Origin of the sequence: Acidaminococcus sp. (assembly GCA_022482815.1) — a bacterium.
GTDB lineage: Bacteria > Bacillota > Negativicutes > Acidaminococcales > Acidaminococcaceae > Acidaminococcus.
The window spans coordinates 2,559,525-2,584,602 of record JAKVOM010000001.1; the positions used below are offsets into that span (position 1 = coordinate 2,559,525).

The window sequence follows — 25,078 nt, forward strand, 5'->3', positions numbered from 1 at the left end:
ACCGCGCCTTGGTGTAGAATTTAAATATGCAAAAAAAGAAACCTACACAAAAGGATTATACAAAAATTGGCAGTTCTTATCAACTTTTTCTTCCTCTAAATTTTGAAGTACAAATCCCTAATGACGATCCTGTTCGCTTGGTGCGTGCCATGGTAGAAGGGATGGATGTAAAGGCATTGTATGACACGTATTCTCATGTCGAGAATAAATTAACGTCACCAATTCAGCTGCTGGAAATCGTCATTTATGCATGTATGGAAGGAATTCGTGGTTCGCGTAAGATAGAGCAATCCTGTAAAAGAGACACTCATTTCATGTTCCTCTTAGATGGGAAAAAAGCTCCGGATAATGCAACCATTGCAAGATTTTGTTCCCTCCATCTAAAACCATGTATCAAGGAGCTCATGATTCAGATGGATAAATGGCTGCTGGCTCGCGGTTTCATCACGCTGGATAGCCTGTTCATCGATGGGACAAAAATTGAATCTGTGGCAAACAAATACAAATTTGTTTGGAAAAACAGAGTCTTAGGCAGCCAGAACAAACTCATAGAGAAACTGGAGCAACTGGTTCCCGAAATCGAGGAACGTTTCGGGATCAAGGTCTGTTACGGAAACACTTTCCACATCCGTCATTTAAAGAAGCTCCTAAAAAAACTGCTTGTCATAAAGCGGGCTGAAGGGATCGAGTTTGTTCACGGATGTGGGAAAAGAAAGACCATTCTACAGAAGTACTATGAGATTTTAGCTAACTATCTCAAACGGCTTAAGGTGTATACGAAGCAGCTTCATATCTGTGGGGAACGGAACAGCTTTGCCAAAACAGACCCGGATGCTACCTTTATGAGGATGAAAGAAGACGCCATGCTTAATGGCGCCTTAAAGCCGGGATACAATGTCCAATATGCAAACAATTCCGGTTTTACCTTGTTTGCAGATGTGAGTGCGCATCCCACAGATATGCGGACACTCATTCCTTTTCTTGAAGGATTTGAAGCCCACTTCGGTCAGAAATTTGCAAACATTGTAGCCGATGCAGGCTATGAAAGCGAAGAGAACTTGGTCTGGCTGAAGAAGAATCAGTATACTTCATATATCAAGCCTAACAATTATGAAAGAAGCAAGAGGAAAAAGTATAAGAACGACATCGGCAAAGCAGAAAACATGACATATTTGCCTGAGCAAGACATGTATATCTGTAAAGGTAGGAGACTGCTGAAAGTCAGCAAAGTAACCCAGGTAAAGAACCGGTCAGGATATGTGTCAGAGAAAACATATTACGAATGTAAGGACTGCAGCGGTTGTCCCTACAAGGAACAGTGCATCCATGGGAACAATTGCAGGACACCCATGGAGAAAAGAAACAAGAAATTAGTGGTCTCGAAGAATTTTGCTGCATTGAGGGCAGAATCCCTGAAGAACATTACTTCCGAATATGGTAAGGAACTGAGGATGAACCGCAGTATACAGGCAGAAGGAGCCTTTGCGGATCTCAAGGATTCATTAAACGTCAGAAGACTAGAAACCCGAGGCAAAGGAAATGCCCTGGTAACAGTGGGAATATGTGCCATGGCACGGAATGTCCTGAAGGTCCATCACAAAGTTCAAGACGGCAAAGAGGATTTGCACTTATATCCGCTGAAAAAAGAGGCCTAAAAGATACAAAAAGAGCGCACGAAAAAAAGCAACTTAGAGTTGCTTAATTTCGTGCGCCCTTTTTTCATCTCAAAACATATTCAACTAAAAAGTAAGGCAATTTGGGGTCTTTAGCAAGTTATTTCAGGGATTAAAAATCGGTCACTTGCGACAGCCCCTTGTACATTTTCAAATTACTTATTTTCTTCGGAACCTTTTTCCAGGCGCTGATCCTCATCATAGGAGTTACGAAGTGCATCACCGTTTTCCTTGATGGCATTCAGAGTCTTCGTCAGATTATCTTCCAGATAGCTGAATACTTCCATAGCGTACTTCATGGATTCGCTGTGCAGCTTATCGGCATATGCATCAGCAGCAGCGCGCATATCGCGGTCGTATTGCTGCGTATCGGAAACAATCTCGGAAGCCTTCTGTTCGGCAGCCTTCACAACTTCTTCCTGCCGCACCAGACGGTCTGCTTCAGCCTTGGCCAGGTCAATGATCCGGTCACCTTCGGCATGGGCCTGTTCCACAATTTTATCAGCTTCAGCACGGGCCTTCTTCAGGGTCTCGTTCTGTTCATCCAGGAGCTCATGAGCTCTCTTGATTTCCAGAGGCACAGCCCCTCTCAGCTTTTCAATGATGATATGAAGCTCATTTTCATCTACAATCAGCTTATTGAGAAGAGGAATTCTCATTCCATCTGCCAGCACATTCTCCATTTCATCCAGATACTTTTCTATTTCCATATCTCTATCCATACCTCTCATCTATCCTTCCCTTTATTTTTTGGGACGTGCCATAATCTGGGCACTCCGCTCCATGATGTCTTTTTGGATGCATTCCGGGACAAACCCCGTAATATCTCCCCCGAAGTAGAGCATTTCTCTTACTCCGGAAGAACTCAGATAAGAATACCTTTCATCCGTCATGATGAAAACGGTTTCCAACTCTTTGTCGATTTTCTTCATCAGCAAAGCCCGCTGGAATTCGTATTCAAAATCTGTAAAAGCCCTTAATCCGCGGACAATGAATTTAGCACCCTGCTCGCGGCAGAACTCGTTCAACAGTCCCGAAAAACTGGTGACGACAAGATTCGGAATATGCGCGGTCGCTTTTTTAATCAAGTTGACCCGCTCTTCCATGGAAAACATGGCCTTGTCCTTTGTCGGATTCACAAACACGCTAACTATTACTTCGTCGAACATGACACTGGCCCGTTCAAAAATGTCCAGATGTCCCAACGTAACGGGATCAAAACTCCCGGGACAAACAGCTTTTCGCACGTCAGACCCTCCATCAAGGCAGAATTCTACGTCTCATTATAGCAGAAAACAAAACCTATTTCCACATGATTAACGAGATTTTTGTATCACCGTACTTCTCAGTACGAATTTGCGTACCCGGTTTCACATAGGATGCCGGGTCTTCATTAAGGGAATGTTCGAGCACAAGTATACCGCCGCTGCGCAGAATCGGGTGCTCACAAAGCGCTTCATAAAGTTTTTGATTGAGCCCTTTGTCATAAGGCGGATCGGAAAAAATAAGATCAAATGTCTCGCCCCGGGCCGCAGCCTTAGCAATACCGGCAATGGCATCCGTATGACGGATGTCCGCAGCCTCTTCGGCCCGTGCTTTCTTCACGTTCGTCCGCACAAGGCGCAGGCTTTCATTGCTTTTATCAAAAAGAATAATCTTTTTAGCACCGCGGCTCCAGGCTTCCAATGCAAGATTGCCCGTCCCCGCAAACGCGTCCAGCACCACCGCGCCCGGCACGTAGTCACGGATGATATTAAAGAGCGCTTCCTTGACGCGGTCCGCTGTCGGACGTACATCATAATTCTTAGGCGGCGTCAGTTTAAGTCCTCTGGCACGGCCTGTAATAATTCTCATCGGATTTTTACTCCCAATCTCTGAAAAATCGTTTATAATTAAAAACATATCATGATAGATACGGAAAGGAGGACACCCCGTGAACCTGCAGACACTGAAGCCGCATCGCAAGCTTATTGTTTTCGGTGCCGCCGTCTTTTCCGCAGCATGTGTATTGTACCATACATTTGCTCCGAAAGGCGTTATTTTTTCGCCTTCTCCTCTGCCGCCGAACGGTTCATGGGCCTTTGTCCCCCTGGATAACCGGCCGCCGTGCCGGGACTTTACGGTCGAACTTGCCGCACTGGGCGGGCTTTTTATGGAAACGCCGGAACCCGCCATTATGGACTGGTATGAAAATCCGGCAGATACGGCTGCCGTCCGTTCCTGGCTTACGACCCATATGGAAAATAAGGAAGGTGCCCTGCTATCGACGGATCTTCTTATCTTCGGGGGACTGCTGCACTCCCGGCAGGTTGCTATGACGCAGGAACTTTCCGGTTCTTTCTTCAACTATATGAGTAAGCTCCGCGAAGAAAACCCGGATAAGCAATTTTATCTGTTCACGGTCATTCCGCGCCTCCTCATCAACGATCAGATTATTCCTGACCGCTGGTACCAGTGGCATCTCATGACATGGGTTATCAACATGGATAAAAAAATCCGCGGCCTGCCTTACGACGAAGAACTCTATGAGAGAGTCAAGGCAGAGATTCCCATGGAACTCAAATGGAAGTATCTCATGCTGTACCGCAGCAACGACTTATTCAACGAAGAATTAATTCAGTTTGTTTCTGAAGAAGGCATGAACGATCTGGTCATCGGCCAGGATGATGCGCACCCCTACGGACTGCCCAACTACAACCGGACCAATATTCCCCATTATGTGGCGCACCACGAAACGCATCCACCGATTTACACGTCACAGGGTGCCGATGAACTGGGTACGCTGGCCGCTGCTCGTATCTATACAAGAAAGAAAGCCTGGCAGCCCCGTATCAAGATTATGTACGGTACACCTGCGATGAAGGATTATACCCTGCCTTTTGTGCCCTTGACGCTTGAACAGATTGCCTTGGAAAAGATTCACCTCGCCAACGGGATCACAACGGAAAACACAAAAGACGCCGACTTCATTTTATACCTGTACTGCGGCAACAAAGACACTGATAATGCTTCGGCGGCCGCAGACGAAGTCAAATCCCTGATGGAGCAAAAGCCGGTCGCCCTGGTCGATATGTCAAAACACTTTGCTGCGGGAGAATGTCTGCTGCCCCACCTTGCGGCAAACGGGACTCCCTTCGGCCGTCTCATTGCCTACGCCGGCTGGAATACAGCTTCAAACTCCGTGGGCACGGCTGTAGCGCAGGCGACGATTGTAACGGGTCAGGCACTCTTTTTACCAAAGGAAGCGCTGCCCGACCTTTATGCCAGAAACGTAACTTTTAATATGGCGCGCTTCCTTGATGACTGGGCTTATCAAAAAATGATCCGGCCGCACCTGTCGTCCCTGGCATCCATAAACGGTGCCAATCCGCCCGTCAGCGAATACTCACTGCCACAGGCCACGGCCTACACGGCTCGTCATCTTGCAGTCTACAAGACGCTGCTGACCCTTGCCATGCGGCGCCATCCCTATTACGAGCAAGACGGCATCGCTTACTACGTCAATGACATTGATTTCACTGTTGCCTTCCCGTGGGAACGCGCCTTTGAAATCGATCTGAAACTCTACCCGCATTTTGCAAAAAGCAGGGTGAATAACTCATAAGCTATGGCAGTCACAGTGGAAACACAGGAGCTTCCGCTAAAATATCACGGGATTTTTACTTGACTTCTCAATCCCCCTGATGTATACTAGAGGACGTGTTCGGGACGTAGCGCAGTTTGGTAGCGCGCCTGGTTCGGGACTAGGAGGCCGCAGGTTCGAATCCTGTCGTCCCGACCATCTGATTTGGATGGTCATTGCAAAAGCACTGTGAAGCAATTCACAGTGCTTTTTTATGTTCTAAATTCATTTCCCAAACAGATAAACAAAGAGACGGTTCCTTGTCTGCTGTACGCCGATAAGGAACCGTCTCTTTGTTTATCCCACATTATTCTTCTTTTTTACTATCTTCTTTATTTTCGTCCTTACTCTCGTCTCCCCGGTCAAACAGGGCATCCACGAAGGCCTTCGGATCAAAAGGTCTGAAATCCATCATGCCTTCACCGATACCAATCCATTTGACATCGAGACCGAGTTCTTCCTTAATGGCTACGACGACGCCGCCTTTGGCCGTCCCGTCAAGTTTAGTCAGGACGACACCGGTCACGTGCGCCGTATCCAGGAAAATCTTGGCTTGATTAATGGCATTCTGTCCGGTCGTTGCATCGAGAACGAGCAGAGTTTCATGCGGCCCGTCCGGAATTTCCTTGCGAATGACACGGTAGATTTTTTCGAGTTCCTTCATGAGGTTGGTCTTGTTATGGAGCCGCCCTGCCGTATCGACAAAGAGAACATCTGCATTGCGGGCAATAGCAGCCTGCACACCGTCATACACGACAGCAGCAGGATCAGCGCCTTCTTCCCCATGGGAAATGACATCGACCTGGGCTTTCTGGCCCCAGATCTTCAGCTGCTCTACGGCGCCGGCACGGAACGTATCGGCCGCAGCCATAATCACCTTATAGCCCATGAGCCGGTAATAATTACTGAGTTTACCAATGGTTGTAGTTTTACCGACGCCGTTGACGCCGACAACGAGCACAACGGACGGATGTCCGGTAAAATGCATCAGCGGTCCCTTGCGCGTCAGCAAATCAGAAATATATTTCTTGATAAAAGGAATGGCTTCCTGAGGGGACTTGATGACACGGCGGTCGGCGGCATCACGCAGGGCAGCCATGATTTTTTCCGTCGTCTTGATACCTACATCCCCGGCAACGAGAATCATTTCCAGCTCATCCATGAAGTCATCGTCCAGTTCTACGCTGGCTCCGACGAGATCTTCCATGCGCTCTGTAAAGTTTTTCCGCGTCTTTGAGAGTCCTTCCCTCAACTGATCAACAAAACTCATGATGCTACCTCCGACAATTTAACTGACAAGATCCGGGAGACGCCGGCTTCACTCATGGTTACGCCGTGCATAACATCAGCCGCTTCCATTGTCCCCTTTCTATGGGTGATGATAATGAACTGGGTCTTTTTCCCGTATTCTCTCAGGAATTCTGCAAACCGGTCAATATTGGCTTCATCAAGCGGAGCGTCTATTTCGTCGAGAATGACAAACGGTGCCGGCTGATACGTCAGCAGGGCAAACAGCAGGGCAATGACTGTCAGTGCCCGCTCTCCGCCCGAAAAGAGCGACAAATTCCGCATTTTCTTTCCCGGCGGCTGCGCTTCGATTTCGATACCGGCTTCCAAAAGATTCTGCTCGTTCGTAATCACGAGACGTGCCTTTCCGCCGCCAAAAAGTTTTTCGTAACATTCTCCGAAGTACTTATTGATCTGGTCGAAAGCTTCGCGGAACCGTTTGGTCATATCGGAATTGATGCCGCTGATAACGGTTTCGAGCTGCTCCTTGGCAGCGACCATATCGTCATATTGCTTAGTCAGGAATTCATAGCGGTCCTTAGCTGCCGTGTAATCTTCCTCGGCTGCCAGGTTAACCGGTCCCAATTCCTCGATTTTCTGACCAAGGAGGATTTCCTGTTTTTTCAGTTCTGGGAGACTGCCTTCGGCAAGACCATGCTCGCGCACTTCGTCCGCCGTCATATGATAGGTTTCGTTCAGCTGCTCCGCCACAGCTTCCGCTTCGGAAGCCTTCCGCACTTTATCCATTTCGATAGCGTGCTTCCGCTCATCAAGAGAATGCTGTTTTTCCGCAAGAACCGCCGCTTTGTGCTCCAGTTCCTGACGGGTCTTCTGCATTTCTTCTTTTTTATCAAGCATGGCCTGCGTCTCCTGGTCCGTGCCGGACAGTTCCTGCGTCAGGTCCTTGATTTTTCCGGCAAGGCCGCTCTGATCCGCCTTGGCTTTAGCAATCATGGCCTTGATTTCCTCAGCCTGTGCTTCCTGGGCCGCCATGTCGCTTTCCGTTTTTTCTCCCTGCTTATCGGTCTCCGCAATGCGTTCTGAAAGGGAGTCGAGCTGCGTCTTGATGGAGTTAAAGGAAATGACATCATTCTGGTACTGCCGGTTCAGGACATCCAGACGATTTCTATGCTTATTGAGAGCCTCTTCCTGCTTCAGCACATCCTGGTTGCCTTTTTCTTCCTGGGCTTCCATCGTTTTGACCTGCGGAGCAAGCTTCAGGACTTTCTGGTTCATTTCCATGAACTTCTTAGCTAGTTCAGCCCTTTCTCCGGCAATCAAATCGACTTTTTCCTGAGTCTGGGACACATCTTTTTTGAGTTGTTCAAGCTGCTGGGTGGCAGTAGCCAGCGAAACCGCGAGCTCCTGATATTTCTTTACGCAGTCATCGCGTTCCTGTGACTTCTCTTTCTGCTCTTTTTCAAGTGCGGCAAGTGCAGCCTGCTGCTTTGTGAGCTCAGCATCTGAAGTTTTGATTTCCACTTCCAAAGCGGATATTTCCTGTCGTCTGGAAAGGAAGCTCTTACTTTGCTGCTTCTGCCCGCCGGAAAGAGAACCACCGGGATAAATCACGTCACCGTCGAGAGTAACGACACGCACGCGCATATCGGCCTTGCGCGCTGCCTCAAAAGCATGGTCCAGATTGTCCGCTACGAGCACCTGTCCCAGAAGGAAAGTAATCGCCGGACGGATGGACTCATCACTCTGAACGAGTTCGGCAGCCGTTCCGATGATGCCCGGCATCTTCAGAGTTTCTTTTTCCCGTGCCGACAGATAACGCTGACGCAGGGTATCAAGAGGCAAAAAGGTAGCCCGTCCGCCCTGTTTTTCCTTCAGGTAGCGGATGGCTGATTTGGCGGCATCGGCATCAACCGTGATGATGTTCTGCAGGGCCCCGCCGAGGGCCGTTTCGATGGCCGTAATATATTCATTTTGTACCGTAATAAGTTCCGCCGTGACGCCGCAGATCCGGCTGCGCCAGCCTGCCCTGGCGGAAAGCACCGTCTTGACGCCGCGGCTGAAGCCTTCGTGTTCCTGCTCCATATGGCTTAAGACGGAATACCGCGTCTTTTTCTGTTCATGGCTGCGGCTGAGCTGCGTATAGGCTTCGCGCTGCTTCTGCCCTTTGGCAGCCAGTGCCGTCAGAGTTTCTTTTAACGCCGTTCCCTGGCGCGTCACATCTTCCTGCCGCCCCTTAAGAGAAGTCAATTCGGCTTCCTTCTGCTGCAGGGAGGCTTCGATTCCGGCTTTTTCCTCATCGGCCTCATTGGCGCTCTGTTTCATTTTTTCCAGGCGCTGATGCAAATGCTCCTGTTCTTCTTCCGCACTGCGAAGTTCGTTGCGCAGATTGACGAGCTGCTGCATTCGTTCAAAAGCATGGCTGCGATGCTCCTGGATTTCCTTTTCTTCACTTTTTACAGTGGCATCCATGGCATCTTTTTCGGATTCGGTCTTTTTGACCGCTTCCTCCATGACTTTGAACTGACTTTCCTGCTTATCGTACGCTTCCGTCAGGAGATTCAGCGTTTCCTTTTGCTGGGCCAGCTGCCCTTCCAGACGTTCCTTCATTCTGGCCGTCTGGGCCAGCTGCTTTTCACCCTGCGTAACACGTTCCTCAAAAACAGACTGCTGCCCGCGCAGGTTCGTCAATGCTTCACGGCGTTTGCGGACACTTTCCTGGTAACTGTCGAATTTCTGGTTATACGCATTAAGAGAAGCTTCAAAAGTTTCTTTTTCCGTGACCGCCTGCTCGACTTTGGCTGCCAGGGCATTTTCCTCGTCCTGCCACTGAGCAAGGCGGGCCGCGATGGCTTCCTGCTCCTTATCGAGCCCTTCCATACGGCGCACAAGCTGTGTCATTTTGACGGACTTGAAAGACTCATCCAGTTCACGATATTTGCGTGCTTTTTCGGCGGCCCTTTCAAGCGGCTGCAGCTGTCCATAGATTTCCGAACGGATATCGTGGATACGCAGCAGGTTATTGGACGTATCATCAAGTTTCCGCAGGGCTTCTTTTTTCCGCATGCGGTACTTGGCAATACCGGCCGTTTCTTCAAAGATACTGCGGCGCTCTTCCGGGCGGCTGTTTAAGATTTCATCAATCTTGTTCTGCCCGATAATGGACATGGATCCCCGCCCGAGCCCCGTATCGGCAAGAAGAGTCACAATATCCTTCAGGCGGCAGTTCTTACCGTTAATAAAATATTCACTTTCACCGCTGCGATAGACGCGGCGGCGGATGCTCACTTCATCAAAATCCATGGGCAGGGAGTGGTCCGTATTGTCAAAAATCAGTGTGACATCGGCCATTCCCATCGGTTTGCGCGCACTGCTCCCCGAGAAGATCACATCTTCCATCTTGGTCCCGCGGAGGTACTTGACGCTCTGTTCCCCCATGACCCAGCGGATGGCATCAGAGATATTGCTCTTGCCGCTGCCGTTTGGCCCGACAATCGCCGTAATTCCATTTTCAAAATTGACGCTGACTTTATCTGCAAAAGATTTAAAGCCCCGCGCTTCAAATGACTTTAACCGCACCTGATTCCATCCCTTTTACTCCGTCACATCGGACAAAGATACTTCGTCGATTCCGTCCAGTTCCTTAATGGCTACATCAACGGATTCGCTGGCACTTGTCGGCACATTCTTGCCGACATAGTCGGCCCGGATGGGCAGTTCCTTGTGGCCGCGGTCTACCATGACAGCCAGTTGGATAGCCTTCGGGCGCCCGATGTCAATCAGGGCATCAAGGGCGCAGCGAATCGTACGGCCCGTAAAGAGCACGTCGTCCACCAGTACGATTGTCTTGCCGTTAATATCAAAATCCACATCGGTTTCCTTCATCACCGGGTTATAGCCCAGCGTGGAAAGGTCATCACGATACATCGTGATATCCAGGGAACCGATAGGCACCTTTACATTTTCAATCTTTTCGATTTCCTTGCAAATGCGTTCTGCCAAAGGCACACCGCGGGTACGGATCCCGATAAGCGCCACTTTCTCTACGCCCTTGTTACGTTCCACGATTTCGTGGGAAATACGCACCAGCGCGCGGCGCATTGCATCTTCGTCCATAATTGTCTTCTTTTTTACCTGAGTCGTCATGACGGACTCCTTTCCCAGAAGTTTTCACTTCTGCGTTACTTCAGTAGATAAAAATACATAAATCGCTTATATTTTACCAGTTTTTATAAAGAAAAATCAAAAATTCGGCAATCAGCTGAACTGCCCGTTTCTGAGGCGGGTCAGAATGGTCTGCATATCCTGCGGCAGCGGCGCCGTAAAGGACATAATTTCACCCGTTCTCGGATGCCTGAAAGTCAGTGTCTCCGAATGCAGGGCCTGTCCCTTAATATTGAAGCAGGTCTTCTGCGGCTGGTATTTCGGGTCACCCACGAGGGGATGCCCCAGATAAGTCATATGGACACGAATCTGATGGGTACGCCCCGTCTGGAGCTTACAGCGCACCACGGTAAATTTGCCGTAACGTTCCAGGACTTCGTAATCCGTTATGGCATCGCGTCCTCCGGAAAAGACGACGGCCATTTTTTTGCGGTCCTTGGTATCGCGGGCAATCTGCGTTTCAATCCGCCCGTGATCTTCCTTGATATTGCCGCGCACAACGGCGATATACGTCCTCTTGGCTTCCTTCGTCCGAATCTGTTCGGACAGGGAAATATGCGCCGCATCGTTCTTGGCAGCTATCATCACACCTGAGGTATCCTTGTCCAGACGGTGCACAATGCCCGGCCGGACAACGCCGTTAATGCCCGACAAATCATGGCAGTGATACAGCAGCGCGTTGACCAGCGTTCCCGTATAATTGCCGGCACCCGGATGGACGACCATGCCGCGGGCCTTATTGACAACAATGACATCCTCATCTTCGTAAAGGATGTCAATCGGAATCGGTTCTGCTTTTGCTTCCAATGGAATTGCCGGCAGCTGCACTACCTCAAAAACGTCGCCGGGACGCACTTTGTAGCTTGCTTTGACGGCTTTGCCGTTTTTCGTCACAAGGCCATGCTCTACATCATGTCCGATACTGGACCGGCTCACGCCAAGCACTTCCGCCAGGTATTTATCGACGCGGTCACCGGCACCATCCTCGGGCACCGGATCCGTTATGATTGTATTTTCTGCGTCTGCTCGTTCCTGATCATACTCCATAAGATCAGCCCCACTCCTGTACAAATAAAAATATCGGCCACATTGAAAATCGGCCAGATTCGGAAATCAATGAAATCGATGACATATCCTGTCTGAATGCGGTCAATCAAGTTGCCAATTGCACCGCCGATAAAAAAAGCCATCCCCGTCTGGGTCAAACGGTCTTCCGCCGCGATGCGCCGTCTGAAAATGATCACGGCCGCAATGGCAATCACCGTAATGGCAATAAAAAAGACTCTTCTATATTCTAAAAGGCCAAAAGCGGCCCCGGGATTTAAAATGTAAGTGCAGTGTAAAATGCCCGGAATGATGGGAATGCTTTCTCCTTCCACCATAGCATGCTGGAGGAGAAATTTTGTCACCCGATCCAGGATAATCACAGCCAAAATGATGACTCCGTATGTCATCGTTCGGACACTTCCTATCGTTGTAAGATAAAAACACTTGCTGCCGGCCGCGCTGCTTTCCATTAACCGCAGCCCGGTTTACCGGAAAACTCTTCATGACGCAGCAGCCATGACCAGACTAACGAAAGGCAAAAGCACGCAGCTTTTGCCTTTAAATTCATAAAAAAAGAGCCCTACAATGCCGTATTCATCCCACGTTTTGAACCTGCAATTGCAGGTGGGTGCCCTCCCTGCCACATCCTGATTTCCCCCAGAAAGGGCGTATCATCGGCGACCGGAGTACACGGGCTCCCTTATAGAGAGTGTTGGCTCAAAACATGCGGGATATCTCTCGAACATCGGAGGGTTGCTCTTTACTTGTATTTTATCATAGATAGCGATGATGTCAACACAGAGATGCGGGAAAGGGCTTGTGGGGCGCTGTTTTTAGTTAAAAGTTATGAGTCCAATCTAACAGAGGGTATAATTCTTCACAGGCTGATAGCCGATAGCAGTCAGCTTGCCCTTTGGCAGAGCAATGCCATCCTCCACCACTTCGTGGTCATCCTTCCGACTACCTGGAAGGAGGCTGGAGAGGAATGCCAAACCTAACGGGCGACCAGCGTAAAAGGGGCTGTCGCATTTTGCGACGGCCCCTTTTGTATCAAAAACAAGGTAAAAGCAAGGCGCGGCCTCATTGAATGAGACCGCGCCTTGGTGTAGAATTTAAATATGCCAAAAAACAAACCTACACAAAAGGATTATACAAAAATTGGCAGTTCTTATCAACTTTTTCTTCCTCTAAATTTTGAAGTACAAATCCCTAATGACGATCCTGTTCGCTTGGTGCGTGCCATGGTAGAAGGGATGGATGTAAAGGCATTGTATGACACGTATTCTCATGTCGAGAATAAATTAACGTCACCAATTCAGCTGCTGGAGATCGTCATTTATGCATGTATGGAAGGAATTCGTGGTTCGCGTAAGATAGAGCAATCCTGTAAAAGAGACACTCATTTCATGTTCCTCTTAGATGGGAAAAAAGCTCCGGATAATGCAACCATTGCAAGATTTTGTTCCCTCCATCTAAAACCATGTATCAAGGAGCTCATGATTCAGATGGATAAATGGCTGCTGGCTCGCGGTTTCATCACGCTGGATAGCCTGTTCATCGATGGGACAAAAATTGAATCTGTGGCAAACAAATACAAATTTGTTTGGAAAAACAGAGTCTTAGGCAGCCAGAACAAACTCATAGAGAAACTGGAGCAACTGGTTCCCGAAATCGAGGAACGTTTCGGAATCAAGGTCTGTTACGGAAACACTTTCCACATCCGTCATTTAAAGAAGCTCCTAAAAAAACTGCTTGTCATAAAGCGGGCTGAAGGGATCGAGTTTGTTCACGGATGTGGGAAAAGAAAGACCATTCTACAGAAGTACTATGAGATTTTAGCTAACTATCTCAAACGGCTTAAGGTGTATACGAAGCAGCTTCACATCTGTGGGGAACGGAACAGCTTTGCCAAAACAGACCCGGATGCTACCTTTATGAGGATGAAAGAAGACGCCATGCTTAATGGCGCCTTAAAGCCGGGATACAATGTCCAATATGCCAACAATTCCGGTTTTACCTTGTTTGCAGATGTGAGTGCACATCCAACAGATATGCGGACACTCATTCCTTTTCTTGAAGGATTTGAAGCCCACTTCGGTCAGAAATTTGCAAACATTGTAGCCGATGCAGGCTATGAAAGCGAAGAGAACTTGGTCTGGCTGAAGAAGAATCAGTATACTTCATATATCAAGCCTAACAATTATGAAAGAAGCAAGAGGAAAAAGTATAAGAACGACATCGGCAAAGCAGAAAACATGACATATTTGCCTGATCAAGACATGTATATCTGTAAAGGTAGGAGACTGCTGAAAGTCAGTAAAGTAACCCAGGTAAAGAACCGGTCAGGATATGTGTCAGAGAAAACATATTACGAATGTAAGGACTGCAGCGGTTGTCCCTACAAGGAACAGTGCATCCATGGGAACAATTGCAGGACACCCATGGAGAAAAGAAACAAGAAATTAGTGGTCTCGAAGAATTTTGCTGCATTGAGGGCAGAATCCCTGAAGAACATTACTTCCGAATATGGTAAGGAACTGAGGATGAACCGCAGTATACAGGCAGAAGGAGCCTTTGCGGATCTCAAGGATTCATTAAACGTCAGAAGACTAGAAACCCGAGGCAAAGGAAATGCCCTGGTAACAGTGGGAATATGTGCCATGGCACGGAATGTCCTGAAGGTCCATCACAAAGTTCAAGACGGCAAAGAGGATTTGCACTTATATCCGCTGAAAAAAGAGGCCTAAAAGATACAAAAAGAGCGCACGAAAAAAAGCAACTTAGAGTTGCTTAATTTCGTGCGCCCTTTTTTCATCTCAAAACATATTCAACTAAAAAGTAAGGCAATTTGGGGTCTTTAGCAAGTTATTTCAGGGATTAAAAATCGGTCACTTGCGACAGCCCCTTTTAATACTCCCTCTTAATCCGCATCCCCACGGACAGAGTCTTGTTTTGCTTTTTCGTCATGTTTCTCGGTCTGGCTCATTTCCCACAGCTGTTCAGCTTTAGGAGCCCAATCCTTAGCGTAAGCATCACATTTGCCGCACAGATGATCTACGGATTCCTTGGACTGCAGATCCGTAGAAACGGCTCCGGACGCTTTGACCATAGCCCGCAGTTTCTCCGGATTTTCCAGCATCGGACACGGACGCAGCATATTCTTATTAAACGGCTGCCCATCGTGATAAGCCATGAAAAGCGGAGAACGCAGTGCTTCCAGAATCGTCTTATTGCGGATATTGGAATCAGAATAATGGATAAAGACACAAGGATCAATATCCCCATTGGCGTTGATATGCAGGTATCTGCGGCCGCCGGCAATGCAGCCGCCTACGTACTCGCCGTCGTTCTGGAAGTCAATGGCAAAGAGCGGTTTTTCCGTACGATATTTACGGATGCGGCGATAGATTTCCACACGCTGCTCGGACGTCGGCAGAAGTTCTGCGGAAGCATCGTTGCCGACAGGCATATAGTGGAAATACCAGATGAAGAAAGCGCCTTTCTCAATGAGCATATCAAAATAAGCTTCAGAAGTGATAGACTCAAAGTTAGCCCGCGTGTAGCAGGAAGAAATTCCGAAGAACAGCTTCTTGCGGTGCAGGATTTCCATAGCGCGCTGTACCTTTTGATATACACCATTACCACGGCGTCCATCGGTAGCTTGTTCAAAACCTTCCAGGGAGATGGCCGGGACGAGGTTTCCTACGCGCAGCATTTCATCAGCAAAAGCGTCATCGATCAGCGTGCCGTTGGTAAAAGTCAGGAACACGCAGTCAGGATGGCGTTCACACAGGGTAATCAGATCATGCTTACGGACAAGCGGTTCACCGCCTGTGTAAATGTACATATACACGCCCATTTCCTTGCCCTGCCTGATAATGTCATCAATTTCTTCAAGGGACAAGTTCAGCTTATGTCCGTATTCTGCAGCCCAGCATCCGGTGCAGTGCAGGTTGCAGGCACTCGTCGGATCAAGAAGGATCGTCCAGGGCACGTTGCAGCCATACTTCTTACGAATGGCGTCCTGTTTTCTCCAGCCGACAAGGTCAGCATTGATGAAGAAGTTAACCAGGATGCGCTTGGCAACCTTTTCATCGACGTTTTCAAGAATATGGCTGATATATTGACGATATGGATGTGCCGGATTTTCCAGCACTTCATGCAGTGCCTTCCGGGCCCCGGCATAATGGCTATCATCAAACGAATCCGCCCAGGAAAGAATTTTGTTCAGGTTCTTGATTGGATCGCGATACACGTAATGGACGGCCTGTTCCAGGCCAATCTTTTGTAGTTCTTCTTTGACATTCATTTCATACGCCCCCACTTGCACAACCTGTGCAATCTTTACGAAATAGCAGCTACAGGTGGAGACTGCTAAATCATCCTAATTCAATGCTAATACACTTTCTCATTAATTTCTATCAACATATTCTTAAAAAATGTGCGAATTCGAACATTTTGAAGTAATTTGTCTAAATTTATATATCATTTTACGCAGAATTGAGTTACAATACTCTTAATATAACATATCAGGGAAAGGAGGCTGCATCTTATGCGTATCACTGAAAAGTTAATCACGAATGCGATAATGGACCTGCTCCGGGAGCGTCCTTATAACAGAATTACCGTGACAGATATTGTAAAGCGGTGTGAAATCAACCGGAACACCTTCTACTACCACTATGCAGACATCCCTGACCTCATTCAGCATCTTCTGCAGGAACGAACCCGCGAACTGTGCCGCACGAACCGTCGTTTCCGCCGTCCTCTGACGTTTGTCTTTTATCTGGTTCTCGTCGCCGACAAATATAAGAAAATCCTCAACAACCTTTATCACTCAGAAATGCAGCCATACCTGGAAGACGTAATTATGTCTGTCTGCGCCCATTTTGCAAACCGGTATATCCATCAGTCCATGCAGGAAGCATCGCTGTCGAGAGAAGATTCCAAGCTGCTCATCCGCTACTGGAGTGCCATCATAAACGGCATGTTCAGTGACTGGCTGAAACACGATATGAAATACGACCTGCCTAAAGTGGTCAAGCGTATATGCTTCCTCACGGCAGCGCGCAAGACGCTGACAACACTGTAGAGCCGCCTTTACGTCGAAAGTAAAAAGTTAGTGACTCGTACAATCGTGTAGAATTAATCCTGGATAATTTTAAGAAAGAATTACATCAGGCAGTTGGTTTTTATTCACTGCAAACCAATTGCCAATTTAATTTTTATACTGCGGTCTGCAAATTTTACAAAAGAGCTGTGAAGCAATGATTGCTCATTGTTTCACAGCTCTTTTTATTGTCTTACAGCCGAATTACTTGTCTTCCTTTTTCAGTACCGTGCTGCGGATGTGCAGTTCTCTCATCTGCTTGTCTTCAACCGTATTCGGTGCCTGGCACATGAGGTCCATAGCACTCTGGGTCTTCGGGAATGCGATGACGTCACGAATGGACGGACGCTTTGCCATCAGCATAACCAGACGGTCAAGGCCGAAGGCCAGTCCTCCATGGGGAGGAGCACCATATTCGAAAGCAGTCATGAGGAAACCAAACTTTTCTTTAGCTTGTTCATCCGTCAGGCCGATTGCTTCGAAGACTTTCTTCTGTACTTCACGGTCATGGATACGGATACTGCCGCCGCCGATTTCGACACCGTTCAGAACCATATCATAAGCCTTTGCATAAACGTGGGCAGGATCCGTCAGCAGCTTGTCGATATCTTCATCGCAAGGAGAAGTGAACGGATGGTGCATAGCCACGTAGCGGTGTTCTTCTTCGCTGTATTCGAACATCGGGAACTTCACAACCCAGGTGAAGCAGAGTTTGTTCGGATCGATCAGGCCGCGTCTTTTGGCCATTTCGATACGGAGAGCACCCAGGGCAGCTGCCACGACGAGCGGTTTGCGGTCTGCCACAAAGAGCAGGACGTCGCCCGGTTCTGCCTTACCGGTCGTGAGAATACGCTTCATTTCTTCATCACTGAAGAACTTTGCAATCGGGGACTTGATGGAACCATCTTCGTTGTAGATGATCCAGGCAAGACCTTTGGCACCATAGATACCAACGAAATCAACAAGTCCGTCGAGTTCGCGGCGAGGGATGGAGCTGTAACCTTTTACATTGATAGCCTTTACGAGGCCACCTTTTTCGATAATGTCCTTGAAGACCTTGAATTGGGTACCCTTGAGGGCTTCGTTCATGTTGACGAGCTGCATGTCAAAGCGCAGATCCGGCTTATCGCTGCCATATTTATCCATGGCATCGTCCCAGGTCATGCGGCCGAACGGAACCTTCAGATCAACGCCCAGCGTCTTTTTGAAGACATAGGCAATCAGATTTTCCGTCAGGGTCATAATGTCATCTTCATCAATGAAGGACATTTCCATATCAAGCTGCGTGAATTCCGGCTGACGATCGGCACGCAGGTCTTCATCACGGAAGCAGCGGGCAATCTGGAAATATTTTTCCATGCCGGCAATCATGAGCAGTTGTTTGAAGAGCTGCGGGGACTGCGGCAGTGCATAGAACTTACCGGGGTTTACACGGCTCGGTACCAAATAGTCACGAGCACCTTCCGGCGTGCTCTTGCAGAGCATCGGGGTCTCGATTTCGAGAAAATCACGGTCATCCAGGAAATCGCGGACAGCCTTGCATACCTTGTGACGCAGAATCAGGTTCTTCTGCATTTCCGGTCTGCGCAGATCCAGATAACGGTAACGCAGTCTTACGTTTTCGTCTACGTCTACCCCATCCTGAATGTAGAAAGGAGGCGTCTTGGAGCTGTTCAGAATCGTCAGGTCCTTAACGACGACTTCTACTTCGCCCGTAGGAAGGTTCGGGTTGATTGTCTCCTCGGAACGATTGCGTACCAGGCCCGTTACCTGCAGAACGTATTCACTCCGGACGGCTTCCGCCTTATGGAAGTCCTTTTCATCGTGAGCCGGATCGATAACGACCTGTACAATCCCGTGACGGTCACGTAAATCGATAAAGATAATGCCACCGTGGTCACGTCTCTTGCTGACCCAGCCGCAGAGTGTTACCTCTTTGCCTGCATCCTCTTTTCTCAGATCACCACAGTGATGACTGCGTTTAAAACTCATTGTTTTACACCTCTGCCTTTTTGATATAGGAAACTACTTCAGAAAGTTTAACTTCCTGCTGGCTGCTGTCAGCCATATTTCTCACCGTGACAGCGCCTCTCTGTCTTTCATCTTCACCGAAGATGAGGGCATACTTGGCTTTATCACGGTCAGCTTGCTTCATTTGTGCTTTCATGCTGCGGTCCATGAAGTCCATGTCGCAGGCAAAACCTGCTTCGCGCAGTGCGTTTACAGTCTTGAATGCATCAACACTGCCGCCCTTGTCAGGTACAACGGCATAGATATCGATAGCATCCTTGGAATCCGGCAGCAGGCCCTGCTTTTCGAGCGTCAGGATAATGCGTTCGAAGCCCATAGCGAAGCCTACGCCCGGCGTGGAAGGACCGCCCAGTTCTTCAACGAGGCCGTCATAACGTCCGCCGCCGCCTACAGCGCTCTGAGCGCCCAGCGGGGAATATTGGATTTCATAAGCGGTCTTCGTGTAATAATCGAGGCCGCGAACCAGCGTGCTGTCAACTTCGTATTCGATGCCTGCTTCATCCAACAGCTTCTTCACGGTTTCAAAGTGCTCACGGCAATCGTCGCACAGGGAATCCGTAATCTTCGGAGCCGATGCCATGAACGGTTTGTCATGGTCTACTTTGCAGTCCAGGATGCGCAGCGGGCTTCTATCGAAGCGGCTCTGGCAGTCTTCGCACAGTTCAGCCAGATGCGGACGGAAATAGTCCTGCAAAAGTTTTCTGTGCTGCGGACGGCAGTTCGGGCAGCCGACGGAATTGATCTTCAGTTTCAATTCCTTCAGACCCATGCGTTTCAGCACGGTGACTGCCAGAATGATAGTTTCAGCATCTACTACCGGGGATTCGGAGCCCATGGCTTCGACACCGAACTGATGGAACTGTCTCATACGGCCGGCCTGAGGACGGTCATAACGGAACATCGGCCCGATGTAATAAACCTTGAGGGGCATCGGTTCCGCATACAGCTTGTTCTCTACAAAAGAACGAACGACAGCTGCCGTATTTTCAGGACGCAGCGTAATGCTTCTGCCGCTGCGATCGTTGAAGGTGTACATTTCTTTATCTACAACGTCCGTACCATCACCGATACCTCTTTGGAAGAGCTCGGTATGTTCGAAAATCGGCGTACGAATTTCCTGGTAGTTAAATTCACGGCACACTTCCCGCATCACATTTTCCACATAGCGCCAGCCATTAATCATGCCCGGCAGAATATCTTTCGTACCACGTGGAGCACCTGTTAACATAAAAATCCCTCCGTTCTATTTACTATCCCATAATAAGTAAGTTTACCACACTATTCCTGTATATTTCAACGTTTAACGGAAATTTGTAGGAAGAGAGCGTAAAAAAATGATTACATTTTTTACGCTCCCTTTTACACAGGTCGCCGGTCGCTGGCAATGGGCCGCCTGTGTATGAAAAATTGCCAGGGTATTTTTCATACAGATTTATAAAAATAAAACCTAAAATTTAGGTTATCTGCTAAATTTTAGGTTTCATTTTTATTTGAATCAAAAGACTTACCGCACTGCTGCAGGCAAAGCTTAATGCCATAAGCCAAAAGCGCCTTTTATTTTTTCACGTCCCCTTGCAGACGGCGGTCTCATTGCTTCTTTACAGTTTCTGTTTCTACTTTCTCTTCACCCGAATGCCAGAAGTAAGTATAGAGAATCTTGATAATGGCAAGAACCGGCACAGCAAAAAGCAGACCGATAGGGCCGCTGGACAATTTGCCGCCGATGATGACAGCCAGGATGACCAGCACCGGATGCAGGGTAATAGCCTTTCCCACGAGGTTCGGCATGATTACCTGCGCATCAATCTGATAGTAGACGATGTACAAAATCAGTACTTTGAGTGCCAGCGAAGGTTCCTGCAGAAGAGCAATCAGTACGGCCGTAATCGTACCGACCACAGATCCGACAAGAGGAATCATTTCCGTAACGAGTCCCAATACGCCGAGAACCAGAGTATACTGCACGCCCAGAATGTAGTTGCCGATAGTCAGACAGGCCGCTGCCACCAGGGACAGCTTGAGCATATTATCTACATAAAGGCAAAGCATATTTCCGATGTCTCCCAGAACCTGATTAGCGAGTGCCTGCTTATTATAAGGGAAGACGTCTACGAGCATGTCTTTCAGGGTTCTCCAGTCTTTCAGGAAGTAAAAAGTCAGGAAAGGTACGAGAGCCATACTGACCATACTTCTGGCAAACTGAACCGACTGAATGAGCATTTTCTGGGCGAGGCTCATGGCATACCCGCCAACCGTTGAAAGCGCCTGTTCCAGTAGATTTTTAATGTTCGGAGGCATCTGGCTCTGCGCCTCTTCACCAAAAAACATATGGATGGTATTTGACGCGGCCGCAGCAAGACCCGGCAGAGCTTTTGTTAAGGTATTGATCTGATTCATGAGAGGAATCATTAGTACATGGAGAGCAAAAGCGATGAAAGCGCCAAAAATGAGGAATGCCAGGAGCACGGCAATCACACTTGGCATAGCCTTTCCCTTGATACGAATTTTTTCCAGTCGCCGCACAATCGGGTACAGCAGGAAGGAAAAAGCGATAGAAACAAAGACAGGCAGCAAAAAGTCCGTCACAACACAAAATATGGCAAATGCACCAAGTGCAACCGCGGATTTAAAAATCAGACTGCGTGATTTTCCTTCTTCCATTGCAGCGCCTTCTTTATTGTAAAAATGGATTGCGTCTTCTCTCCCAGCCTACCGTTGTTTCAGGGCCATGTCCGGGATACAGGGTATAGTCATCGGGAAGCGTCAGAATCTTGGTTTTGATGGATTGAATAATATCGTCATAGGAACCGCCGGGCAGATCCGTACGGCCTATGGATTCCAAAAAGATCGTATCGCCGCAGAAAGCGAAGCCGTCACCGATAATGCAGACACCGCCTTCCGTGTGACCCGGAGTGGCAGCAATCTTAAAGGTCATGCCGGCTTCCGTGACGGTCATGCCGTCTTCGAAATAGACATCGGGCGGATCAAAGGTCTTATCCCGGTCCGTGGAATAGGACAGACTATTGTTCCAGACACGCAGCATAGGCGCGTCTTCACGGCTCATATAAACCTTGGCACCCGTAGCTTTTTTCACTTCGTCAAGTGCAGAAACGTGGTCGCCGTGACCGTGGGTAATGAAAATTGCAGGAACCTTCTTGATGCCTGCTTTTTCCACTCCCCGCATAATGCGGAGGGCTTCATCGCCCGGATCTACAATAATGCCTTCATTCGTCTTTTCATTCTTTACAAAATAACAATTTTCTTCAATAGGGCCAACTACGACCCGGTAAATTTTCATATGTTATATACTCTCCTTATTTGATGCAGATAAAAGCTAAAACCGCATTCAGCTTTTGACATTCAGCCATGCCGGCGGCAGAAAGTGCTTTAAGGTTTCGTCATTATATATATTGTCCGAATCCAGCAACCTATTTTACACGTTTAGCGCAAAATTGCCAATACAATTTTGCGCTAAACTCGTGAATCGTGATTAATTAGATTTTCTTCCTGCTGTCCAGGATAATGGTGACGGGACCATCATTGACAAGGGCTACTTCCATATGAGCCTGGAATTGTCCCGGTTTGGTCGGCACCCCATTTCCCCGGCACATCTCCATGGTCTTCTCGTAAAGGGACCTGGCAGCTACCGGCTCCATGGCTTCTGTAAAAGACGGACGCCGTCCGTGGCGGCAGTCCCCGCAGAGCGTAAACTGCGATACCATAAGAATCTCTCCGCATTTATCCGATACGGAGAGATTCATTTTATCCTGTTCGTCTTCAAAAATCCGAAGCCCGGTCACCTTGTCAGCAATATAACGGGCATCTTTTTCCGTGTCCCCGTTTTCGACGCCCAAAAGTACCATGAGCCCCGGCCCGATGGCACTGATGAGCGTTCCTTCCACACTGACGGAAGCGCGGGAAACACGCTGTACAACTGCTCTCATTCGTGTTCTCCTTCCAGCTTATACACCGGAAATTTTACGTTCGACTTTATAGACGCCCTTGATGCGGCGCATCCGGCTGATGATGTAGTTTAACTGATCCAGGCTCGAAATATCAAGTCCTAAATCGACATATGCCGTCTTATCCGGATTTGCATGTGCGTTCAGGGAGTTGATATTGACCTTCGTTTCGCTTGCCACCATCATGATATTAGCCATGACGCCGGGCTGATCGACAGCCGACAAGCGGAGCACCACTTTATATGTCGTATCGGTTTCGACATTCCACGACACTTCAATCATGCGGTCTGCTTCTTCCTTGTTGGCAAGGACATTCGGACAGTCGGCACGGTGAACGGAAACACCGTGACCGCGCGTAATGTATCCGATGATTGGGTCGCCCGGAATCGGGTTGCAGCATTTGGCGAGCTTCACCATGATATCGTCTTCGCCTTTGACGAGGATGCCATGGCTGGCTTTGTTCGTCTTGAGCGTCCGCGGCTTCAGTTCAGACAGCAGCTGGGACAGGTTCTTTGTCGTATTCTTGCGCTGCTGTTTCTTATAAATATCAATGAGCTTGACCATGACGGTATTAAGCATAATACCGCCGTAGCCGAGTGCTGCCAGCAGGTTCTCCTCGCTGCCGTCCAGATGACACCGGGAAGCCACGTCTTTCAGCGTTTCACTCGTCATGATTACAGTCGGGTCGTAGCCCAGGCGCCGGCATTCGCGTTCGAGCATATCGCGGCCCGTCGCAATATTTTCTTCTCTTCTTTCCTTCTTGAAGAACTGTTTAATCTTGTTCTTCGTCTGACTGGATCCGACGATATCAATCCAGTCGCGGGAAGGACCGGGCGACGTCTTCGACGTAATAATCTCGACAATATCACCGTTTTTCAGTTTATAGTCAAGCGGAACAATCTTGCCGTTGACCTTTGCACCGACGCAGCTGTTGCCGACACCCGTGTGGATGCGGTAAGCAAAGTCAATCGGTACGCTGCCGAAAGGCAGGTCAATGACATCTCCCTGCGGCGTAAAGACAAAGACTTCGTCGGAAAAGACGTCCATCTTGACCGTATCTACGAATTCATGAGGATCTCGCATATCGCGGTGCCATTCGAGGAGCTGACGGAGCCAGGCCATCTTCGCATCGACATTCTTGTCAGCCGTCGACGGCATCTTGGAACCGCCCGATTCCTTGTAGCGCCAGTGCGCTGCGACACCGTATTCGGACACCTTATGCATTTCAAACGTACGGATCTGTATTTCCAGCGGTGAACCGCTCGAAGAAACAACCGTCGTATGCAGGGACTGGTAGCCGTTGGATTTCGGAACGGCAATATAATCCTTGAAACGGCCCGGAATCGGTTTCCATTTGCCGTGGACAATACCCAGGACACCATAGCAGTCCTTCACAGTATCTACGAGGACACGTACCGCCAAAAGATCATAAATCTCGTTGATGGTCTTGTTGTCACGCTTCATCTTGCGGTAGATACTGTAAAAGCTCTTCGGGCGGCCCTGGATTTCACACCGGATACCGGCGTCGCTGCACAGCTGGCGCAGCTCATCCATAGCTTCCTGCACCATGGCTTCCCGTTCGTGCCGTTTAATTTTAACTTCTTCCACCAGCTCATAATAATGCTGAGGTTCAAGGTACCGGAAAGACAGGTCTTCCAGTTCCCACTTGATTGCGTAAATACCGAGACGATGGGCCAGCGGTGCATAGATTTCCAGTGTTTCATTGGAAATCCGTTTCTGCTTATGCGGCGGCATGTATTTCATGGTGCGCATATTGTGCAGCCGGTCCGCCAGCTTAATCAGCACGACGCGAATATCCTTTGCCATGGCAAGAAACATCTTGCGGTAGTTTTCAACCTGCTGTTCCTCGCGGGAAATATATTCAATTTTACCGAGCTTTGTCACGCCGTCTACAAGTCCTGCGACTTCGAGGCCGAAAATATCGGTCAGCTGCTCAAGAGTAGTGTCCGTATCTTCGACTACGTCGTGCAAAAAAGCAGCAGCGAGCGTCACATCATCCATCTTGAGCTGGGCAAGAATCGTAGCCACGCCAAGCGGATGAATAATATACGGTTCTCCGGAAGCGCGTTTCTGGGCCGCGTGTTTTTCAGCCGCAAAATTGTAAGCCTCACGCACAAATTCTACCTGACGCGGGGTCAGATATTCACTGATCATTTGATAAAATTCCTCCGCACTGATCGGAGTAGGGTCTAACTGTTCCATC

19 protein-coding genes, 1 tRNA gene and 1 other RNA gene are annotated in these 25,078 nt (G+C 48.6%); 5 read left to right on the forward strand and 16 right to left on the reverse strand.

Features of this window, described 5'->3' with window-relative positions; translation table 11 throughout:
- Window positions 1-26: 26 nt before the first annotated feature.
- Window positions 27-1,655, forward strand: a complete 1,629-nt coding sequence (locus tag LKE33_11060) for an IS1182 family transposase (protein ID MCH3951458.1) — start codon at window positions 27-29, stop codon at window positions 1,653-1,655.
- Window positions 1,656-1,828: 173 nt separating this feature from the next.
- On the opposite strand, the gene LKE33_11065 is transcribed toward LKE33_11060, so the two are convergent.
- Genes LKE33_11065 through rsmD form a run of 3 tightly spaced genes read right to left on the reverse strand, consistent with a single transcriptional unit; the run spans window position 1,829 to window position 3,527 of the window.
- A complete protein-coding gene (locus tag LKE33_11065; protein MCH3951459.1) occupies window positions 1,829-2,395 on the reverse strand; it encodes a hypothetical protein in 567 nt (188 codons plus the stop codon).
- 21 nt (window positions 2,396-2,416) lie between these two features.
- Window positions 2,417-2,920: a pantetheine-phosphate adenylyltransferase gene (gene coaD, locus LKE33_11070; GenBank protein MCH3951460.1), complete on the reverse strand. Its 504-nt coding sequence runs from the start codon at window positions 2,918-2,920 to the stop codon at window positions 2,417-2,419.
- Window positions 2,921-2,975: 55 nt separating this feature from the next.
- Complete coding sequence (gene rsmD, locus LKE33_11075; GenBank protein MCH3951461.1) at window positions 2,976-3,527, reverse strand: 16S rRNA (guanine(966)-N(2))-methyltransferase RsmD; 552 nt, start codon at window positions 3,525-3,527, stop codon at window positions 2,976-2,978.
- 79 nt (window positions 3,528-3,606) lie between these two features.
- On the opposite strand from rsmD, the gene LKE33_11080 reads away from it, so the two are divergent.
- Entirely contained in the window at window positions 3,607-5,277 is a 1,671-nt protein-coding gene (locus LKE33_11080; GenBank protein ID MCH3951462.1) for a DUF4127 family protein, read from the forward strand.
- A gap of 100 nt (window positions 5,278-5,377) precedes the next feature.
- Window positions 5,378-5,454, forward strand: a tRNA-Pro gene (locus LKE33_11085).
- 148 nt (window positions 5,455-5,602) lie between these two features.
- Here LKE33_11085 and ftsY read toward each other — a convergent pair.
- The 6 genes from ftsY to ssrS all read right to left on the reverse strand — a co-directional run bounded on the left by ftsY (window position 5,603) and on the right by ssrS (window position 12,508).
- Window positions 5,603-6,565: a signal recognition particle-docking protein FtsY gene (ftsY, locus tag LKE33_11090; GenBank protein ID MCH3951463.1), complete on the reverse strand. Its 963-nt coding sequence runs from the start codon at window positions 6,563-6,565 to the stop codon at window positions 5,603-5,605.
- On the reverse strand, window positions 6,562-10,119 hold the full coding sequence (gene smc / locus LKE33_11095; GenBank protein MCH3951464.1) for a chromosome segregation protein SMC: 3,558 nt from the start codon (window positions 10,117-10,119) through the stop codon (window positions 6,562-6,564). Before smc ends, ftsY begins: the two co-directional genes overlap by 4 nt.
- 15 nt (window positions 10,120-10,134) lie before the next feature.
- Window positions 10,135-10,686 (reverse strand): bifunctional pyr operon transcriptional regulator/uracil phosphoribosyltransferase PyrR, encoded by a 552-nt coding sequence (pyrR, locus tag LKE33_11100; protein ID MCH3951465.1) that lies wholly within the window; start codon window positions 10,684-10,686, stop codon window positions 10,135-10,137.
- 111 nt (window positions 10,687-10,797) lie between these two features.
- Window positions 10,798-11,751, reverse strand: a complete 954-nt coding sequence (locus tag LKE33_11105) for an RluA family pseudouridine synthase (GenBank protein MCH3951466.1) — start codon at window positions 11,749-11,751, stop codon at window positions 10,798-10,800.
- On the reverse strand, window positions 11,706-12,158 hold the full coding sequence (lspA, locus tag LKE33_11110; protein ID MCH3951467.1) for a signal peptidase II: 453 nt from the start codon (window positions 12,156-12,158) through the stop codon (window positions 11,706-11,708). The genes LKE33_11105 and lspA overlap by 46 nt, the downstream gene beginning before the upstream one ends.
- Window positions 12,159-12,324: 166 nt before the next feature.
- Window positions 12,325-12,508, reverse strand: a non-coding RNA gene (ssrS, locus tag LKE33_11115) — 6S RNA.
- A 361-nt stretch (window positions 12,509-12,869) separates the two neighbouring features.
- Between ssrS and LKE33_11120 the strand changes: the two genes are divergently transcribed.
- Entirely contained in the window at window positions 12,870-14,498 is a 1,629-nt protein-coding gene (locus LKE33_11120) for an IS1182 family transposase (protein ID MCH3951468.1), read from the forward strand.
- A gap of 173 nt (window positions 14,499-14,671) precedes the next feature.
- On the opposite strand, the gene LKE33_11125 is transcribed toward LKE33_11120, so the two are convergent.
- On the reverse strand, window positions 14,672-16,060 hold the full coding sequence (locus tag LKE33_11125) for a radical SAM protein (protein ID MCH3951469.1): 1,389 nt from the start codon (window positions 16,058-16,060) through the stop codon (window positions 14,672-14,674).
- 243 nt (window positions 16,061-16,303) lie between these two features.
- On the opposite strand from LKE33_11125, the gene LKE33_11130 reads away from it, so the two are divergent.
- A complete protein-coding gene (locus LKE33_11130; protein ID MCH3951470.1) occupies window positions 16,304-16,843 on the forward strand; it encodes a TetR/AcrR family transcriptional regulator in 540 nt (179 codons plus the stop codon).
- 222 nt (window positions 16,844-17,065) lie between these two features.
- Here LKE33_11130 and aspS read toward each other — a convergent pair whose 3' ends face one another.
- From aspS to LKE33_11160, 6 genes are all read right to left on the reverse strand, one after another.
- Window positions 17,066-18,853, reverse strand: coding sequence for an aspartate--tRNA ligase (gene aspS / locus LKE33_11135; GenBank protein ID MCH3951471.1), 1,788 nt, complete (start codon window positions 18,851-18,853; stop codon window positions 17,066-17,068).
- A gap of 4 nt (window positions 18,854-18,857) precedes the next feature.
- A complete protein-coding gene (gene hisS, locus LKE33_11140) occupies window positions 18,858-20,120 on the reverse strand; it encodes a histidine--tRNA ligase (GenBank protein MCH3951472.1) in 1,263 nt (420 codons plus the stop codon).
- A 359-nt stretch (window positions 20,121-20,479) separates the two neighbouring features.
- A complete protein-coding gene (locus tag LKE33_11145; GenBank protein ID MCH3951473.1) occupies window positions 20,480-21,553 on the reverse strand; it encodes an AI-2E family transporter in 1,074 nt (357 codons plus the stop codon).
- Window positions 21,554-21,566: 13 nt separating this feature from the next.
- Entirely contained in the window at window positions 21,567-22,190 is a 624-nt protein-coding gene (locus LKE33_11150; GenBank protein MCH3951474.1) for an MBL fold metallo-hydrolase, read from the reverse strand.
- Between the two features lie 196 nt (window positions 22,191-22,386).
- Window positions 22,387-22,836 (reverse strand): D-aminoacyl-tRNA deacylase, encoded by a 450-nt coding sequence (gene dtd, locus LKE33_11155; GenBank protein ID MCH3951475.1) that lies wholly within the window; start codon window positions 22,834-22,836, stop codon window positions 22,387-22,389.
- Window positions 22,837-22,854: 18 nt separating this feature from the next.
- Window positions 22,855-25,077 carry a bifunctional (p)ppGpp synthetase/guanosine-3',5'-bis(diphosphate) 3'-pyrophosphohydrolase gene (locus tag LKE33_11160; protein MCH3951476.1) on the reverse strand — a complete coding sequence of 741 codons (2,223 nt, stop codon included), beginning with the start codon at window positions 25,075-25,077 and terminating at the stop codon, window positions 22,855-22,857.
- Window position 25,078 lies beyond the last annotated feature (1 nt).